The 16649-nt window shown below is 71.1% G+C and carries 16 protein-coding genes; 10 read left to right on the top strand and 6 right to left on the bottom strand.

Annotation, left to right across the window (positions count from 1 at the left end; translation table 11 throughout):
• Nucleotides 1–39 precede the first annotated feature (39 nt).
• On the top strand, nucleotides 40–507 hold the full coding sequence (locus tag AW27_RS08745) for a hypothetical protein (RefSeq protein WP_037928429.1): 468 nt from the start codon (nucleotides 40–42) through the stop codon (nucleotides 505–507).
• 186 nt (nucleotides 508–693) lie between these two features.
• On the opposite strand, the gene AW27_RS08740 is transcribed toward AW27_RS08745, so the two are convergent.
• Nucleotides 694–1383, bottom strand: a complete 690-nt coding sequence (locus tag AW27_RS08740; RefSeq protein WP_037928432.1) for a glycerophosphodiester phosphodiesterase — start codon at nucleotides 1381–1383, stop codon at nucleotides 694–696.
• Between the two features lie 21 nt (nucleotides 1384–1404).
• Nucleotides 1405–2430 (bottom strand): adenosine deaminase, encoded by a 1026-nt coding sequence (locus AW27_RS08735; protein WP_037928433.1) that lies wholly within the window; start codon nucleotides 2428–2430, stop codon nucleotides 1405–1407.
• A 110-nt stretch (nucleotides 2431–2540) separates the two neighbouring features.
• Here AW27_RS08735 and AW27_RS08730 point away from each other — a divergent pair, with 110 nt between their 5' ends.
• On the top strand, nucleotides 2541–3230 hold the full coding sequence (locus AW27_RS08730) for a DUF4190 domain-containing protein (RefSeq protein ID WP_063890650.1): 690 nt from the start codon (nucleotides 2541–2543) through the stop codon (nucleotides 3228–3230).
• Nucleotides 3231–3269: 39 nt separating this feature from the next.
• On the opposite strand, the gene AW27_RS08725 is transcribed toward AW27_RS08730, so the two are convergent.
• Nucleotides 3270–3683, bottom strand: coding sequence for an NUDIX domain-containing protein (locus tag AW27_RS08725; RefSeq protein WP_037928436.1), 414 nt, complete (start codon nucleotides 3681–3683; stop codon nucleotides 3270–3272).
• Nucleotides 3680–4234: a riboflavin biosynthesis intermediates N-glycosidase gene (locus AW27_RS08720; protein ID WP_052031271.1), complete on the bottom strand. Its 555-nt coding sequence runs from the start codon at nucleotides 4232–4234 to the stop codon at nucleotides 3680–3682. The genes AW27_RS08725 and AW27_RS08720 overlap by 4 nt, the downstream gene beginning before the upstream one ends.
• Nucleotides 4235–4428: 194 nt before the next feature.
• Here AW27_RS08720 and AW27_RS08715 point away from each other — a divergent pair, with 194 nt between their 5' ends.
• From AW27_RS08715 to AW27_RS08680, 8 genes are all read left to right on the top strand, one after another.
• Nucleotides 4429–5958 carry a gamma-aminobutyraldehyde dehydrogenase gene (locus AW27_RS08715; protein ID WP_037928439.1) on the top strand — a complete coding sequence of 510 codons (1530 nt, stop codon included), beginning with the start codon at nucleotides 4429–4431 and terminating at the stop codon, nucleotides 5956–5958.
• A 32-nt stretch (nucleotides 5959–5990) separates the two neighbouring features.
• Nucleotides 5991–7241: a polyamine ABC transporter substrate-binding protein gene (locus AW27_RS08710; protein WP_037928442.1), complete on the top strand. Its 1251-nt coding sequence runs from the start codon at nucleotides 5991–5993 to the stop codon at nucleotides 7239–7241.
• A gap of 84 nt (nucleotides 7242–7325) precedes the next feature.
• Nucleotides 7326–8492, top strand: a complete 1167-nt coding sequence (locus AW27_RS08705; RefSeq protein ID WP_037928445.1) for an ABC transporter ATP-binding protein — start codon at nucleotides 7326–7328, stop codon at nucleotides 8490–8492.
• On the top strand, nucleotides 8489–9418 hold the full coding sequence (locus AW27_RS08700; RefSeq protein WP_037928450.1) for an ABC transporter permease: 930 nt from the start codon (nucleotides 8489–8491) through the stop codon (nucleotides 9416–9418). Before AW27_RS08705 ends, AW27_RS08700 begins: the two co-directional genes overlap by 4 nt.
• The gene (locus AW27_RS08695; protein ID WP_037928453.1) at nucleotides 9418–10224 is read left to right on the top strand and encodes an ABC transporter permease; all 807 of its coding nucleotides are present in this window, start codon (nucleotides 9418–9420) and stop codon (nucleotides 10222–10224) included. Before AW27_RS08700 ends, AW27_RS08695 begins: the two co-directional genes overlap by 1 nt.
• A 42-nt stretch (nucleotides 10225–10266) precedes the next feature.
• Nucleotides 10267–11685 carry an NAD(P)/FAD-dependent oxidoreductase gene (locus AW27_RS08690; RefSeq protein WP_037928456.1) on the top strand — a complete coding sequence of 473 codons (1419 nt, stop codon included), beginning with the start codon at nucleotides 10267–10269 and terminating at the stop codon, nucleotides 11683–11685.
• Between the two features lie 159 nt (nucleotides 11686–11844).
• The gene (locus tag AW27_RS08685) at nucleotides 11845–12306 is read left to right on the top strand and encodes a hypothetical protein (RefSeq protein WP_037928461.1); all 462 of its coding nucleotides are present in this window, start codon (nucleotides 11845–11847) and stop codon (nucleotides 12304–12306) included.
• An 85-nt stretch (nucleotides 12307–12391) separates the two neighbouring features.
• Complete coding sequence (locus tag AW27_RS08680) at nucleotides 12392–14200, top strand: chitinase (RefSeq protein WP_037928464.1); 1809 nt, start codon at nucleotides 12392–12394, stop codon at nucleotides 14198–14200.
• Here the strand turns inward: AW27_RS08680 and AW27_RS08675 are convergent.
• A complete protein-coding gene (locus AW27_RS08675) occupies nucleotides 14160–14813 on the bottom strand; it encodes a phosphatase PAP2 family protein (RefSeq protein WP_370466466.1) in 654 nt (217 codons plus the stop codon). The two genes, AW27_RS08680 and AW27_RS08675, sit on opposite strands and share 41 nt — an antisense overlap.
• Before the next feature lie 310 nt (nucleotides 14814–15123).
• On the bottom strand, nucleotides 15124–16470 hold the full coding sequence (gene gabT, locus AW27_RS08670) for a 4-aminobutyrate--2-oxoglutarate transaminase (RefSeq protein WP_037928469.1): 1347 nt from the start codon (nucleotides 16468–16470) through the stop codon (nucleotides 15124–15126).
• Between the last annotated feature and the right edge of the window lie 179 nt (nucleotides 16471–16649).

The raw sequence follows: 16649 nt of genomic DNA, 5'->3' as shown, positions 1-16649 counted from the left end.
GGGCTGAACGTGTTCAAAAATAGGCGTAGGCTTCCCTCCATGAGCGAGAAAAGCGCCCTTGAGCGGCGGATCCGTGCCTGGCTGATCCTCTTCGTCGTCTGCCTCGTCCTCAGCGGGATCACGGCCTTCCCCTTGGTCAGCGAAGTCCGCTGGGGCAACGCCCTGGTCGACAACTCCTGGCTGCGACGGGTGGGCGAGGGGCTGGACCGGGCCGATGCCGACTACCCCTTCCTGCTGTACGGGAACGACTGGCTCGCCTTCGCCCATCTCGTCATCGCGGTCTTCTTCTACGGCGTGTACCGAGACCCCGTCCGCAACATCTGGATCGTCGAGGCCGGCATGATCGCCTGCGCCGGAGTGATTCCGCTCGCCCTGATCTGCGGGCCCATCCGGGGCATCCCCTTCTGGTGGAGCGTCATTGACATGTCGTTCGGCGTCTTCGGGGTGATCCCCCTCCTGGTCCTGCGCCGCATGATCAAGCGCCTGGAGGCCACAGCTACGTCGTGAAGGTCGCCACGGCGACGGTCTTGCCCCGGGCCACCGTGTCGTCCGCCAGGACGATCGCCGGCCCAGGGCTCCCGTGGCGGCACGAACGGCACGGTGACGGCCGGCGGGGCCGGCACGGTCAGGCCCGGGTCCACGACCCGCACGGGGCGCTGCGCAGCCGCCGGGCCCACCGGCCCGGCGCGGCCCTCACCGGCCGAACCGGGCCCGCACGGCCGTCAGCGCGTCCACCCGGTTCGTAGTGATCGCATCGACCCCCGCGGCAATCAGCCGCTTCATCGTCCGCTTGGTATCGGCGGTCCAGGCCGACACCAGCAGGCCGTCCCGGTGCAGGGCGTCGGCCAGCTCCCGGTTCACCAGCCCGAAGCGGTAGTTGAGCCAGCGCGGGGCCACCGCGTCGATCAGGACCCGGCGGGGCGGCGACAGCGTGGTCCAGGTCAGCGCGATCTCCGCGCCCGGGTCGGCGGCGCGGAGCGCCAGCATCGAGTCCGGTCCCGCGCAGTAGAACGTACGCTCGCGGGCGCCGCACTCCCGGACCAGGCCCACGACGGTGCGGACCGCCTCCGGCGTGGCGCCGGGGAGGTCGAGCATCAGCCGGCCCGCCCCGGTGTCCTCCAGTGCGTCGCGCAGCATCGGAACGGCGCCCTCCGTCATGTCCGCCAGCTGCGCCGCGGAGATCTCGTCGAGGCGCACGTCGTGGTTCCACAACCGCCGGAGCGACTCGTCGTGGAGCAGGACCGGCACCCCGTCACGGGTCAGCCGTACGTCGACCTCGACCGCGTCCGCCCCGCGGGCGAAGGCGGAGCGGATCGAGGGCAGGGTGTTCTCACGGACACGGTAGGGATCGCCGCGGTGGCCGACGGCAGTCAGGGTGCGCATGGCCCCATTCTCGTGGGGACTTCAGCGCGCGAGCCATCGCGTCGTGTACGTGTCGATCTCCGCATCGAGCTTCGCCTTGCCCTCCGCATCGAGGAAGGAGGCCTCGACGGCGTTCTTCGCGAGCTGCGCGAGCCCGCGCTCGTCGAGGTCGAGGAGCCGGGCGGCCACCGCGTACTCGTTGTTGAGGTCGGAGCCGAACATCGGCGGGTCGTCGCTGTTGATGGTGACGAGCACACCCGCCGCGACCATCTCCTTGACCGGGTGCCGGTCGAGGTCGGTCACCGCGCGGGTGGCGATGTTCGAGGTCGGGCAGACCTCCAGCGCGATCCGGTGCTCGGCCAGGTACGCGAGCAATTCCGGGTCCTTGACGGAACTCGTGCCGTGGCCGATGCGCTCGGCACCCAGCTCGCGGATGGCGTCCCAGACGGTCTCCGGGCCGGTGGTCTCGCCCGCGTGCGGCACGCTGTGCAGGCCGGCCGCCCGGGCCGCGTCGAAGTACGGCTTGAACTGCGGGCGCGGGACGCCGATCTCGGGGCCGCCCAGGCCGAAGGAGACGAGCCCCTCGGGGCGCAGATCGACGGCGAGCCGGGCGGTCTCGGCGGCGGCCTCCAGGCCGGCCTCGCCGGGGATGTCGAAGCACCAGCGCAGGATCACGCCGAGTTCCTTCTCGGCGGCCTTGCGGGCGTCCTCGATGGCCTCCATGAAGGCCTTCTCCTCGATGCCGCGGCGGGTGGAGGAGTACGGGGTGATGGTCAGCTCGGCGTAGCGGATGTTCTGGCGTGCCATGTCGCGGGCGACCTCGAAGGTCAGCAGCCGGACGTCTTCCGGGGTGCGCACGAGGTCGACGACCGACAGGTAGACCTCGATGAAGTGGGCGAAGTCCGTGAAGGTGAAGTAGTCGGCGAGGGCCTCCGGGTCCGTGGGCACCTTGGAGTCGGGGTGCCGGGAGGCGAGTTCGGCCACGATGCGCGGGGAGGCGGAGCCGACATGGTGGACGTGCAGTTCGGCCTTGGGCAGCCCCGCGATGAAGGGGTGCAGGTCGGTCATGGGGGGTGCCTCCGGAGGGCGGGGTGCGGGCAGGTCGCCCTCATCGTAGGCACGGCCGTGACTGTCCGTGGCAGCGCTTAGCATGGCTGTACGAGAGAGGGGGGCTCCGTATGAACGACAGCAGTCCCGAGCCGCGGGATCCTTGGGCGCCGCCGGAGCGGCCGGCGGTGGACCTGGGCACGTCGAAGGCCGGCCACGGCGCGCCGGGCGTATCCGGCCCGCAGCCCGTGCCGGACCGGCCCACACCCGGCGGGCATCCCGGCGAGCGGACGGCCGCTGCCGCGCCGGGCAACGCGGCGCCCCCGACCCCGCCGGCGGGCGGGCCGCCCCCGGCCGCCTACGGCCATCCGGTCGCCCCGCCCGGCTACGGATACCCCGGCGACGCGGGCTATCCCGGGTACCCCGCCGCCCAGCAGGGATACCCGTACTCCGCCCATCAGACGGGATACCCGTACCCCGGCGCGTACCCGCCCTACGGGCGCCGGCCCAGCAACGGCTTCGGCGTCACCGCGCTGGTCCTGGGGATTCTCGCGGTCGTCGGCTGCGTGACCAGCTTCCTGGCGGTGGCGCTCGGGATCGGGGCCGTCGTCTTCGGCGCCCTGGGCAAGGGCAAGGCCAACCGGGGCGAGGCCGACAACGGCGGGGTGGCGCTGGCCGGCATCATCTTGGGCGCGATCGGCATAGTCCTGGGCCTGCTGATGCTGTTCGCCCTGTTCGCCCCGGCCTTCGACGACGAGTGGGGCGACAGCCCGAAACGCGAGACCTCCTCATCGGATTCGCGGCTTCGCGAACGGGTCTGAGGCCGGGTCCGGTCGGCGGCCCGTCCGGCTGCATCCGCGTCAGACCTCGGCGGCCATCAGCAGCGTCGGCACCATGGCCGTGCCCTCGGCGGTTCCGCGCGCCAGCGGGACCCAGATCAGCCCGACCATCCGCGGGCAGTCGCACTCCAGGTCCGCGTCGATGCCGAGGACCGGATCGCCGGGTGCGACCTCCACGCGGAAGCAGGAGGTCCAGCCGGAGGGGTAGGGGGCTGCGTAGGCGAACCGCACCGCCAGGGCGCGCAGTCCCACCTCCTCGGCGACCTCCCGGCGCACCGCGTCCTCGGGCTCCTCGCCCTCCTCCAGACCGCCGCCCGGCAGCGTCCAGTACTCGGCCCCGTCATGGCGCCCCCCGGGTCCCAGGGCGTGCTCGCGCACCATGAGGACGCAGCCGTCCCGGACGATCACGGCGGCGACCCGGCGACGCTCGGTCACGCGCTGCCTTCGCGCAGCTGCTTCCGGGCCTCCATCAGGGCGAAGCCCAGCAGGTTCAGCCCGCGCCAGCGGGCCGGGTCCAGAGCGCGCTCGTCGTCGGCCGCCAGCCCGATGCCCCAGATCCGGTCCACGGGGCTCGCCTCCACCAGCACGCGGTCCCCGGTGCCCAGCAGGTAGCCGCGCAGGGCCGGGTCGGAGCCGAACTTGTGGACGCTGCCCTCCACGACCAGGGCGAACCGCTCCCGCTCCCATACGGCGTCGTCGAAGCCGCGCACGAGGCGACCGACCTTCTTCGCCTCGGCCGGGCTCTTGGCCCGCACCGCGGCGCGCTCGGACTCGGGGTCCGCGAACAGCCGGGCCTTGCCGGCCATCATCCAGTGCTCGGCCGTCGCATAACGGACGTCACCGACAGTGAAGGCAGACGGCCACCACTGACTCAGACAGCTCGGACCGAGCGTGCCGTCGGGCCGCGGCCGGTGCCCCCAGAACGGCAGGTACTTCACCCTCTCACCACGGCTGACCTGCTTGATCAGGTCGTCGATCATCTCCATGCACGCGAGTCTGGCACCCGCCACTGACACTTCGTACGGGATTTCCGGCGTGCCTGGACACATGGTCGACCGATTCCGTCGCGTAATCAAATGGCAACAACGGAATCACTTGGCCGAGGGCATCACCTCTGCCAGGATCGGCACTCAATTCGAGCTCTAGCTCGAACTGTAGCTACGGAGAGCGTGAGAGCGTGATGGGCAACCGCTTCCAGGTCAAGGACCGCTTCGCAGACGGCGCGCAGTACATCGACGGACGGCTCCGGGCCGGAACCTCCGGACGGTCACACACCGTCGTCGACCCGGCCACCGGCGAGGAGGTCCTGACCTACGAGCTGGCGAGTACCGCGGACGTCGACGAGGCCGTCGCCGCCGCCCAGCGCGCCTTCCCGGCCTGGGCCGGTGCCACCCCCGGCGAGCGGTCGGACGCCCTGCACCGGCTGGCGACCGTACTGGCCGGACAGGCCGAGGACTTCGCCCGCGCGGAGTCGCTCCAGTGCGGCAAACCGATCAAGCTGTCGACCGAGTTCGACGTCCCCGGGACCATCGACAACACCGCCTTCTTCGCGGGCGCCGCCCGGCACCTCCAGGGGCAGGCCGCCGCCGAGTACTCGGGCGACCACACCTCGTACGTACGCCGTGAGGCCATCGGTGTCATCGGCTCCATCGCCCCCTGGAACTATCCGCTCCAGATGGCTGCCTGGAAGATCCTGCCGGCGATCGCGGCGGGCAACACCATCGTGCTCAAGCCCGCCGAGCTCACCCCGCTGACCTCCCTGATGTTCGCCCAGGCGGCCAAGGAGGCGGGCCTGCCCGACGGCGTGATCAACATCGTGACCGGCGCCGGCCGTGACGCGGGGGAGCACCTGGTGGGCCACCCCGACGTCGTGATGACCTCGTTCACCGGCTCCACCGCCGTCGGCAAGCGGGTCGCGCAGATCGCCACCGCCACCGTGAAGCGCCTGCACCTGGAACTCGGCGGCAAGGCCCCCTTCCTGGTCTTCGACGACGCCGACCTGGAGGCCGCCGCGCACGGCGCCGTCGCCGCCTCCCTGATCAACACAGGCCAGGACTGCACGGCGGCGACCCGCGCCTACGTGCAGCGCCCCCTGCACGACGCCTTCGTCGCGCGGGTCGCCGAGCTGATGGAAACCGTCCGCCTCGGTGACCCCTTCGCACCCGGTACCGACCTCGGCCCGCTGGTCTCGCACGCCCAGCGCGACCGCGTCGCCGGCTTCGTCGAGCGCGCCCGCGGCTACGCCACCGTCGTCACCGGGGGCGAGATCCCCGGTGGCGAGCTCGCCGACGGCGCGTACTACCGGCCCACCCTCATCATCGGGGCCGCCCAGGACAGCGAGGTGGTGCAGTCGGAGATCTTCGGCCCCGTCCTCGTGGTCCTGCCCTTCGACAGCGACGACGAGGGCATCGCGCTCGCCAACGACACCCCGTACGGACTCGCCGCCTCCGCCTGGAGCCGCGACCTCTACCGGGCCGGCCGTGCCACCCGCGAGATCAAGGCGGGCTGCGTGTGGGTCAACGACCACATTCCGATCATCAGCGAGATGCCCCACGGGGGCTACAAGGCCAGCGGCTTCGGAAAGGACATGTCCGCCTACTCCTTCGAGGAGTACACGCAGGTCAAGCACGTGATGTACGACAACACCGCGGTGGCCGCGAAGGACTGGCACCGCACGATCTTCGGGGACCGACAGCCGACCACCGCCTGACCAGCGGTACACCTCCCGAAAGGCCTCAGCGCATGGAGCAGTTCGAACCCGACCGCCTCTCCGAGGCGCAGCTCGCCGCGATGCGGCGCAGCCTCACCAGTGGGCGCGGCGCCCTCACCCGCCGCTCGCTGCTGCGCGCATCCGGAGTCGGAGCGCTCACCCTCGGCGGCCTGGCCACCCTCGCCGGGTGCGGCATCCCGCCCGCCAAGCGGGAGGGGGACGCAGCCCTGGCCTCCGACGACCACTCGGACCGGGAAAAGGAGATCAACTTCTCCAACTGGACCGAGTACATGGACACCAGTGAGGACGAGAAGTCCCGCCCCACACTGGAGGAGTTCACCAAGCGGACCGGGATCAAGGTCAAGTACACCGAGGACATCAACGACAACGTCGAGTTCTTCGGCAAGATCAAACCTCAGCTCGCGGCCGGCCAGGACACCGGCCGCGACCTGATCGTCGTCACCGACTGGCTCGCCGCGCGCATCATCCGCCTCGGCTGGGCCCAGAAGCTCGACCCCTCGCACCTGCCGCATGCCTACGCCAACCTGTCCCCGCAGTTCCGCAGCCCCGACTGGGACCCGGGGCGCGCGTACAGCTACCCCTGGACCGGCATATCCACCGTCATCGCCTACAACGAGAAGGCGACCGGCGGCAAGAAGGTGGACTCCGTCACCCAGATGCTCGACGACCCCTCCCTCAAGGGTCGCGTCGGCTTCCTGACGGAGATGCGCGACAGCGTCGGCATGACCATGCTCGACCAGGGCAAGAATCCCTCCTCCTTCACGGACGCGGACTTCGACGAGGCGGTGGGCCGGCTCCAGAAGGGCGTCGACAAGAAGCAGATCCGGCGCTTCACGGGCAACGACTACACCTCCGACCTCGACAAGGGCGACCTCGCGGCCTGCCTCGCCTGGGCGGGCGACGTCATCCAGCTCCAGGCCGGCAACCCGGACATCAAGTTCGCGATCCCCGCCGCCGGCTACATCACCTCCAGCGACAACCTGCTGGTCCCCGTCAGGGCCCGGCACAAGGCCAACGCGGAGCGTCTGATCGACCACTACTACGAGCTTCCGGTCGCCGCGCAGCTCGCCGCGTACATCAGCTACGTCTGCCCCGTCGAGGGCGTGGGCGAGGAGCTCGCCAAGATCGATCCCGAGCTCGCAGAGAACACCCTGATCGTCCCGGACAAGGCGATGACCGCCAAGTCCCATGCCTTCCGCTCCCTCACCAGCGAGGAAGAGACGGCCTACGAGGAGAAGTTCGCCAAGCTCATCGGCGCCTAGCGGCTGCCCGCCGCGCCCGCGAGCCGCGGCCCGCCCCGCCTTCTCCTCCTGACCTCTTCGCCCACCCAACCCCGGGACCTCTCCATGACTGACACGACCGAAGGCGGCGACGTCCGCCTCTCCGGGATCAGCAAGCACTACGGCACCTTCACCGCCGTGCACCCGCTGGACCTCACCGTTCCCCAGGGCTCCTTCTTCGCCCTGCTCGGCGCCTCCGGCTGCGGCAAGACCACCACCCTGCGCATGATCGCGGGCCTGGAGGAGCCCTCCACGGGCACGGTCCACCTCGGCGACCGCGAGGTCACCCACCTGCCGCCCTACAAGCGCCCGGTCAACACGGTCTTCCAGAGCTACGCGCTCTTCCCGCACCTGAGCATCTTCGAGAACGTCGCCTTCGGCCTGCGCCGCCGCGGCATCACGTCCGTCAAGAAGCAGGTCGAGGAGATGCTGGAGCTGGTCCAGCTCGGCCAGTTCGCCCAGCGCAAGCCCCACCAGCTCTCCGGCGGCCAGCAGCAGCGCGTCGCCGTTGCCCGCGCCCTGATCAACCACCCCCAGGTGCTGCTCCTCGACGAGCCCCTGGGCGCCCTCGACCTCAAGCTGCGCCGCCAGATGCAGCTGGAGCTCAAGCGGATCCAGACCGAGGTCGGCATCACCTTCGTGCACGTCACGCACGACCAGGAGGAGGCCATGACCATGGCCGACACGGTCGCGGTCATGAACGGCGGCCGCGTCGAGCAGCTCGGCGCCCCCGCCGACCTCTACGAGAACCCGCGGACCACCTTCGTCGCCAACTTCCTGGGCACCTCCAACCTCATCGAGGCCGCCGTGGAGTCCGCCGGGTCCGACGTCGTCGTCTCGGCCTCCGGCACCACCCTGCGGCTGCCCGCCGCCCGATGCTCGACCACGCCCAGCGCCGGCGGGAAGCTGCTGGTCGGTGTGCGCCCGGAGAAGGTGTCCCTGGTCCCGGCCGAGGAGGAGAACGCCGTCGCGACGGGCCGGAACAAGATCACCGGCCGGATAGCCGCCTCCTCCTTCATCGGGGTCTCCACGCAGTTCGTCGTCGACAGCCCCGTCTGCCCCGAGCTCGAGGTCTACGTCCAAAACGTCGAGCGCGACAGCCGCCTGGTGCCGGGCGCCGAGGTGGTCCTGCACTGGAACCCGGAGCACACCTTCGGACTCGACGCGGCCCAGTCCATGCTCGCGGGGACGATGGGCGACGCGGGCATCGAGACCGTCGAGGAGAGCGCGTGACCGCCACCGCCGCGCCGCCCCAGGCGCCCGCCCCCGCCGGACCCCCGGTCCACAAGCCGGCCGTGCGCAAGCGGCTGGTCCCTTACTGGCTGCTGCTGCCCGGCATCCTGTGGTTGCTGGTCTTCTTCGTGCTGCCGATGATCTACCAGGCCTCCACCTCGGTGCAGACCGGCTCCCTCGAAGAGGGCTTCGAGGTCACCTGGCACTTCCGGACGTACTGGGACGCCTTCACCGAGTACCTGCCGCAGTTCCTGCGCTCCCTGCTCTACGCGGGCACCGCCACCGCTCTGTGCCTGCTGCTCGGGTACCCGCTGGCCTACTTGATCGCCTTCAAGGCGGGCCGCTGGCGCAACCTGCTGCTGGTCCTGGTCATCGCCCCGTTCTTCACCAGCTTCCTGATCCGCACACTGGCCTGGAAGACGATCCTCGCCGACGGCGGTCCGGTGGTCGCGGGCCTCAACGCGGTCGGCTTCCTCGACGTCACCAGCTGGCTCGGCATGACCGAGGGGGAGCGGGTGCTGGCCACGCCGCTCGCGGTCGTCTGCGGCCTGACCTACAACTTCCTCCCCTTCATGATCCTGCCGCTGTACTCCTCGCTGGAGCGCATCGACACCCGCCTCCACGAGGCGGCCGGGGACCTGTACGCCCGCCCCGTCACGGTCTTCCGGAAGGTGACCTTCCCGCTCTCCATGCCCGGCGTGGTCTCCGGGACCCTGCTCACCTTCATCCCGGCGAGCGGCGACTACGTGAACGCCGAGCTGCTCGGCTCCACGGACACCCGGATGATCGGCAGCGTCATCCAGTCGCAGTACCTGCGGATCCTCGACTACCCGACGGCGGCCGCGCTGTCCTTCATTCTCATGGCGACCGTGCTGATCATGGTCACCATCTACATCCGCCGAGCGGGGACGGAGGACCTGGTCTGATGCGCACACCCCTCGCCTGGCTGCGGCGCAATCTGGTCGTGATCGCCGGACTCGGCACGCTCGCGTACATGATCCTGCCGAACGTCGTGGTCACCGTCTTCTCCTTCAACAACCCCTCCGGGCGTTTCAACTACGCCTGGCAGGAGTTCTCGCTCGACGCGTGGAAGGACCCCTGCGGCGTCGCCGACATGTGCGGCTCCCTCGGGCTCTCACTGCAGATCGCCCTGTGGTCCACGCTCGTGGCGACCGCCCTGGGCACGGCCATGGCCTTCGCGCTCGTGCGCTACCGGTTCCGGGCGCGCGGCGCGGTCAACTCGCTGATCTTCCTGCCCATGGCGATGCCGGAGATCGTGATGGCGGCCTCGCTGCTCGCGCTGTTCCTCAACATGGGCATCCAGCTGGGCTTCTGGACGATCCTGATCGCCCACATCATGTTCTGTCTCAGCTTCGTCGTCGCCGCCGTCAAGGCCCGCGTCCTGTCCATGGACCCGCGGCTGGAGGAGGCCGCCCGGGACCTCTACGCGGGGCCGGTGCAGACCTTCCTGAGGGTGACCCTGCCCATCGCGGCACCGGGCATCGCGGCGGGCGCGCTGCTCTCCTTCGCGCTCTCCTTCGACGACTTCATCATCACCAACTTCAACTCGGGCAACACCGTCACCTTCCCCATGTTCGTGTGGGGATCGGCGCAGCGCGGTACCCCCGTGCAGATCAACGTCATCGGCACGGCGATGTTCGTCATCGCGGTGCTGGTGGTCCTCGCCGGCCAGACGGTCGGCAACCGCCGCAAGAAGGCACAACCGAAGTAATTCGGAAGAGCATGTCATCAGTTCCGTAGGGAGTTGGAAGCCATGGCCCCAGTCGCCATGCGTAGTGTTGCGAAATCCCTTTCCGAAGCGAAGCCGGTCTCGTACTGGCTGGACGACCCCGGCAAGCCCGCCCCCCAGCCGGCGCTCACCTCCGACGAGCGCTGCGACCTGCTGGTCATCGGCGGCGGCTACAGCGGACTGTGGACCGCGCTGCTCGCCAAGGAGCGCGACCCCGAGCGGGACGTCGTACTGATCGAGAGCAAGGAGGCGGGCTGGGCCGCCTCCGGCCGCAACGGCGGCTTCTGCGCCGCCTCCCTCACCCACGGCCTGGGCAACGGCATCGCCCGCTGGCCCGGCGAGCTGGCGAAGCTGGAGGAGCTGGGCGCGCGCAACCTCGACGCCATCGAGGAGGCGGTCGCCCGCTACGGCATCGCATGCGACTTCGAGCGGACCGGCGAGATCGACGTCGCCACCGAGCCGCACCAGGTCGAGGAGCTGCGCGAACTGCACGAGGAGGCGCTCCGGCTGGGCCTGGCGGGCGGCTCCGAATGGCTCGACCGGGACGCCGTGCGCGCCGAGGTGGACTCCCCGACCTTCCTCGCCGGCCTCTGGGACCGCGACGGCGTCGCCATGCTCAACCCGGCGAAGCTGGCCTGGGGCCTCAAGCAGGCGTGCCTGGACCTCGGGGTGCGGGTCTACGAGAACACGCGCGGCCTGAAGCTCGCCGCGGCCGGGCGCGGGATGACCGTGCAGACCCCCTACGGCACGATCCTCGCCCGCCGGGTCGCCCTGGGGACCAACATCTTCCCGTCACTGGTCCGCCGGATCCGCCCCTTCACCGTCCCGGTCTACGACTACGCCCTGATGAGCGAGCCGCTGGACGAGGCCCAGCTGGCCTCCGTCGGCTGGAAGAACCGCCAGGGCCTGGGTGACAGCGCCAACCAGTTCCACTACTTCCGGATCACCAAGGACAACCGGATCCTGTGGGGCGGCTACGACGCGATCTACCCGTACCGCGGCAAGCTCGACTCCGAGTACGACCACCGCCCGGAGACCTACCTCCGGCTGGCGGAGCACTTCTTCACCGCCTTCCCCCAACTGGAGGGGCTCAAGTTCAGCCATGCCTGGGGCGGTGCGATCGACACCTGCTCGCGCTTCTCCGCCTTCTTCGGGACGGCGCACTCCGGCAAGGTGGCGTACGCGGCTGGCTACACCGGCCTCGGGGTGGGCGCCACCCGCTTCGGGGCGGAGGTCATGCTCGACCTGCTCGACGGGCTCTCCACCGAGCGCACCCGGCTGGAGATGGTCCGGTCCAAGCCGATGCCGTTCCCGCCCGAACCGTTCGCCTGGACCGGCATCGCGCTCACCAAGTGGTCGCTGGCCCGGGCGGACGCCCGCGGCGGGCACCGGAACCTGTGGCTGAAGGCGATGGACAAGCTCGGCCTCGGTTTCGACAGCTGAGCCGCCCCGGTCGGAGCGCCCGGAGCGCCCGGAGCGCACCGCCGCCGGCCGTGTGACCCGGTTCACCACCACGGGGTGGGGAAACCCGCGTCATCGCCGGCCCCGGCCCCGCTCTCTGTGGGTGAGGACACCTCACCCACACGGAACGGAGGCCGGGCGATGACGACCCCGGGGGAGAAGGCAGCGGTGGCATGGCTGGCGTCGGCGGCGCCGGATCCCGACGCCAGCCGAAGGGCATGGGAGCGCAACCCCCTCGGGGTCGCACTGCTGCCCGCGGGACGGCTCTGGGACGTACTGATCCTGCCGGGGGAGCTGGGGCGGACCACCCTCGGCGTACTCGATCCGGCGGTCGGACGGCCCGGCCCGGTGCTCGCCGACTTCGGCGCATCGCGGCTGGGCTTCTTCGTGCCCCCGGGCACCGCCTCCCACTGGATCGGTACGGGCGTGCGGGGAGTCGGGCACGGGGCGTGGATCGTGGTCCCCCACCCGGGCCGGGCGACCGGGGGAGTGCGCTGGGCGGTGCCCCCGGACGGCCGCGGGACCCTCACGGACCCGGTCCTGCTGGAGCTCGCCATGCACGAGGCGGCCGCACGCGGGAGGGAGAAAGCCCGGAACCGTTGACAACGGGATTGGTCTGGACCAGGTTGGGTGCCGCTGTTCCCGTTCGCAGCAGCCTGGCTCCATCCCCCATGTTCCGGAGGCAGTTGTGCGCAGAGCCTGGTCCTTCCTCACGGCCGCCGCCCTCGCGGCGGCCGGTTTCCTCGCCGCGGGCCCGCCGGCCGCGGCCGCGGACGCCGACCTCGTCCGCAACGGCGGCTTCGAAGCCGGACTCGACGGCTGGAACTGCTCGGCCGGCAGCGGCACGGCCGTCAGCACCCCCGTCCACGGCGGCACCTCCGCCCTCCGGGCCACCCCGACGGGGCAGGACAACGCCCGCTGCTCCCAGACCGTCACCGTCAAGCCGGACTCCACGTACACGCTCGGCGCCTGGCTGCAGGGCGCGTACGTCTACCTCGGCGCGACCGGGACCGGCACCACCGACGTGTCGACCTGGACGCAGAGCCCCGGCGCCTGGAAGCAGCTGACGGCCACCTTCCGCACCGGCCCGTCCACCACCTCGGTGACCGTCCACACCCACGGCTGGTACGGCCAGCCCGCCCACGTCACCGACGACGTCACCCTGGTCGGACCCGATCCCGGAGGCCCCGGCCAGCCCCTGCCGCCGGCCGCCCCCACCGGCCTGACCGCCTCGGCGACCTCGGCGACCTCGGTCCGGCTGTCCTGGGCGGCGGTGGCCGGCGCCACCTCGTACACCGTCCACCGGGACGGTGCCGCGCCCCTCCCGGCAGCCGCCGCCACGGCGGCGGTGACCGGCCTCGCCGCCTCCACCACCTACACCTTCCGGGTCCGCGCGGTGAACGCGTCGGGGGAGTCCCCGCTCAGCGCGCCCGTCTCCGTGACGACGGGCAGCGGCGGAGGCGGGGGCGGCGAGCTCCCCGAGCACGCGCTCGTCGGCTACCTGCACACGAGCTTCGCCAACGGCGCCGGCCATGTCCGCATGGCCGACGTGCCCTCCTCCTGGGACGTCATCAACCTCGCCTTCGGCGAACCGACCTCGGTGACCTCCGGCGACATCCGCTTCCGCCTCTGCCCCGTCGCGGAATGCCCGAACGTCGAATCCACGGAGGAGTTCAAGGCGGCGGTCAGGGCCAAGCAAGCCGCGGGCAAGAAGGTGCTGATCTCCATCGGCGGGCAGAACGGCCAGGTCCAGCTCCCGACCGTCGCCGCCCGCGACACCTTCGTCTCCTCCGTCGGCAAGATCATCGACGAGTACGGGCTCGACGGGCTGGACATCGACTTCGAGGGCCACTCCCTCTCCCTGGCCTCCGGCGACACGGACTTCCGCAACCCCACCACCCCGGGGATCGTCCACCTGATCTCCGCCGTCAAGGCCCTGAAGGCCCGCTACGGCCCCGGCTTCGTCCTCACCATGGCCCCGGAGACCTTCTTCGTTCAGCTCGGCTACCAGTTCTACGGCTCGGGCCCCTGGGGCGGCCAGGACCCGCGCGCCGGCGCGTACCTGCCGGTCATCCACGCCCTGCGCGACGACCTCACCCTGCTCCACGTCCAGGACTACAACTCCGGCCCGATCATGGGCCTCGACAACCAGTACCACTCCATGGGCGGCGCGGACTTCCACATCGCCATGACCGACATGCTGCTCACCGGCTTCCCGGTCGCCGGCGACGCCTCCCGCTTCTTCCCCGCCCTGCGCCCCGACCAGGTCGCCATCGGACTGCCCGCCACCACCCACGCGGGCAACGGCCACACCCCGCCGGCCGAGGTGGCCAAGGCGCTGAACTGCCTGACCAAGAAGACCGACTGCGGGACCTACCCGACCCACGGCACCTGGCCCGGCCTGCGCGGCCTGATGACCTGGTCGGTCAACTGGGACCGCTTCGGGGGCTGGGAGTTCAGCCGGAACTTCGACGCGTACTACGGCAGGACCCGCTGACCGCCAGCAGCAACGGCGTGCAGAGCAGCAGGCTGGCCGCGACGTCCAGCGGCCAGTGGAACCCCCGCAGCACCAGCCCGGCGGCCGTCGCCCCCGTCAGCACGAGGGCGGCGGCCGCAGGCCACCGCCGACGCGTGTACGGCCGCAGGAGCAGGGCCGCGCCCGCGTACGCCACGAAGGCCGTCGCGGTGTGCCCGGAGGGGAAGTAGCCGGCGGCCCACGGCTCCAGGGGCCCGGGTCGGGCAGTCCACTCCTTCAGCGGGACGACGAGCGCCGGCACCAGGGCCATCGCCGCCACCGCGGCCGCGGCGCCGCGGCGGTTCCCGCGCCGGGCGGCGTACCCGGCGGCGAGGAGCAGTACCGGCAGCGCGACCGGGATGTTCCCCAGGTCGGAGAGTGCTTCGGTGACCGGATCGGGGACGGTGCGCACGAGCGCGCCGCTGAGGCGGGCGTCCCAGGACAGCAGGGGGCCCCGCACCAGGACCTGCCAGGTGACCAGGGCGAGGAGGAGCGCGCAGAGCGCGGAGGCGGCGAGTGCGCCGAGAAGGGTGGCCGGCCGTCCCGGAACAGGGGGGATGGTTCCGGGACGGCCGCCCGGACCGGGTTGCCGCACGCCCCGGGGGGTTTGGGGCGGTCGGCCGTCCGATCGGCGAGGAGTGTGCGCGAACGCATGCCCGGTACGGCGCTGGGGAAGCCCGGTACCGGAATCGCCCCCGGTCTCCCGGGAGCGGGCTGTCTCACTCATCTGCAGAAACCGTACGGCAGTGGAAGGGGGACCGACAGCGGGAACGCGCTCCCGCCATCGGCCCCCCACAGCTTCTTCACAGCGTCCGCCCGTTACCGTCGGTATTCGGGCGTGCGCCGCGCTCGTACGTTCCCCACGTTCGAGCGGGGCGGTCCGCAGGCCGCGTCTCGACCGTTGCTCAGATGTCCGTGCCGATGGCCGCGAACGCGGCCTCGATCAGGTCCAGGCCCTCGTTCAGCAGGTCCTCGCCGATGACGAGCGGCGGGAGGAAGCGGAGCACGTTGCCGTAGGTGCCGCAGGTGAGGACGAGCAGGCCCTCGGCGTGGCAGGCCTTGGCGAGCGCGCCGGCCGCCTCCGGGAACGGGGTCTTGGAGACCGGGTCCTTGACCAGCTCGATGGCGATCATGGCGCCGCGGCCGCGGATGTCGCCGATGATCTCGTACTTCTCCTGCATGGCCGACAGGCGGGCCTTCATGACGGACTCGATCTTCTTGGCCTTGGCGTTGAGGTCGAGCTCCTTCATGGTTTCGATGGAGCCGAGCGCACCGGCGCATGCCACCGGGTTGCCGCCGTAGGTGCCGCCCAGGCCGCCCGCGTGGGCGGCGTCCATGATCTCGGCGCGGCCGGTCACGGCGGCGAGCGGCAGGCCGCCCGCGATGCCCTTGGCGGTGGTGATCAGGTCCGGGACGATGCCCTCGTCCTCGCACGCGAACCACTGACCGGTGCGGCAGAAGCCGGACTGGATCTCGTCGGCGACGAAGACGATGCCGTTCTCGTTGGCGAACTTCACGATCGCCGGCAGGAAGCCCTTGGCCGGCTCGATGAAGCCGCCCTCGCCGAGGACCGGCTCGATGATGATCGCGGCGACGTTCTCGGCGCCGATCTGCTTGGTGATCTGGTCGATCGCCTGGGCGGCGGCCTCGGGGCCGCAGTTCTCGGCACCGGTGGGCCAGCGGTAGCCGTAGGCGACCGGGACGCGGTAGACCTCGGGGGCGAACGGGCCGAAACCGTGCTTGTACGGCATGTTCTTCGCGGTCAGCGCCATGGTGAGGTTCGTCCGGCCGTGGTAGCCGTGGTCGAAGACGACGACGGCCTGGCGCTTGGTGTACGAACGGGCGATCTTGACGGCGTTCTCGACGGCCTCGGCGCCGGAGTTGAACAGGGCCGACTTCTTGGCGTGGTCGCCCGGGGTCAGCTCGGCGAGGGCCTCGCAGACCTCGACGTAGCCTTCGTAGGGCGTGACCATGAAGCAGGTGTGGGTGAAGTCGGCGAGCTGAGCGGAGGCGCGGCGCACGACGGCCTCGGCGGACGCGCCGACCGAGGTCACGGCGATGCCGGAGCCGAAGTCGATCAGCTGGTTGCCGTCGACGTCCTGGATGATGCCGCCACCCGCGCGGGCCGTGAAGACGGGCAGCACGGAGCCCACGCCGCCGGCCACCGTCTGCAGGCGGCGGGCCTGCAGCTCCTGCGACTTGGGGCCGGGGATCGCGGTGACGATCTTGCGCTCCTGCGGGACAGCGGTCATAGAGGGCTCCTGGGGGTGTTTTCGGACGCACTTGTGTCTTTGTCCGCAGGCTAGGCCCGGGGGCGGGGGTCCTGCATGCTCCGTTCGGTAGTGATCTCGGCGTGTCCTTGTCCGCGACGGACATAGAGCTCGGTGGCCCCCTCGCCCCGCCGGCCCGCGCGAGGGGACCCGGCCCGTAG

The organism is Streptomyces sp. PCS3-D2 (assembly GCF_000612545.2).
Classification (GTDB): Bacteria; Actinomycetota; Actinomycetes; order Streptomycetales; family Streptomycetaceae; genus Streptomyces.
The sequence above is the reverse complement of the archived record's forward strand: the minus strand, read 5'-3'. Positions and strand labels throughout refer to the sequence as shown.

Coding starts and splice junctions, on each gene's coding strand:
- AW27_RS08745 (WP_037928429.1), top strand. CDS start 40: ATGAGCGAGAAAAGCGCCCTTGAGCGGCGGATCCGTGCCTGGCTGATC.
- AW27_RS08740 (WP_037928432.1), bottom strand. CDS start 1,383: ATGCGCACCCTGACTGCCGTCGGCCACCGCGGCGATCCCTACCGTGTC.
- AW27_RS08735 (WP_037928433.1), bottom strand. CDS start 2,430: ATGACCGACCTGCACCCCTTCATCGCGGGGCTGCCCAAGGCCGAACTG.
- AW27_RS08730 (WP_063890650.1), top strand. CDS start 2,541: ATGAACGACAGCAGTCCCGAGCCGCGGGATCCTTGGGCGCCGCCGGAG.
- AW27_RS08720 (WP_052031271.1), bottom strand. CDS start 4,234: ATGGAGATGATCGACGACCTGATCAAGCAGGTCAGCCGTGGTGAGAGG.
- AW27_RS08715 (WP_037928439.1), top strand. CDS start 4,429: ATGGGCAACCGCTTCCAGGTCAAGGACCGCTTCGCAGACGGCGCGCAG.
- AW27_RS08710 (WP_037928442.1), top strand. CDS start 5,991: ATGGAGCAGTTCGAACCCGACCGCCTCTCCGAGGCGCAGCTCGCCGCG.
- AW27_RS08705 (WP_037928445.1), top strand. CDS start 7,326: ATGACTGACACGACCGAAGGCGGCGACGTCCGCCTCTCCGGGATCAGC.
- AW27_RS08695 (WP_037928453.1), top strand. CDS start 9,418: ATGCGCACACCCCTCGCCTGGCTGCGGCGCAATCTGGTCGTGATCGCC.
- AW27_RS08690 (WP_037928456.1), top strand. CDS start 10,267: ATGGCCCCAGTCGCCATGCGTAGTGTTGCGAAATCCCTTTCCGAAGCG.
- AW27_RS08685 (WP_037928461.1), top strand. CDS start 11,845: ATGACGACCCCGGGGGAGAAGGCAGCGGTGGCATGGCTGGCGTCGGCG.
- gabT (WP_037928469.1), bottom strand. CDS start 16,470: ATGACCGCTGTCCCGCAGGAGCGCAAGATCGTCACCGCGATCCCCGGC.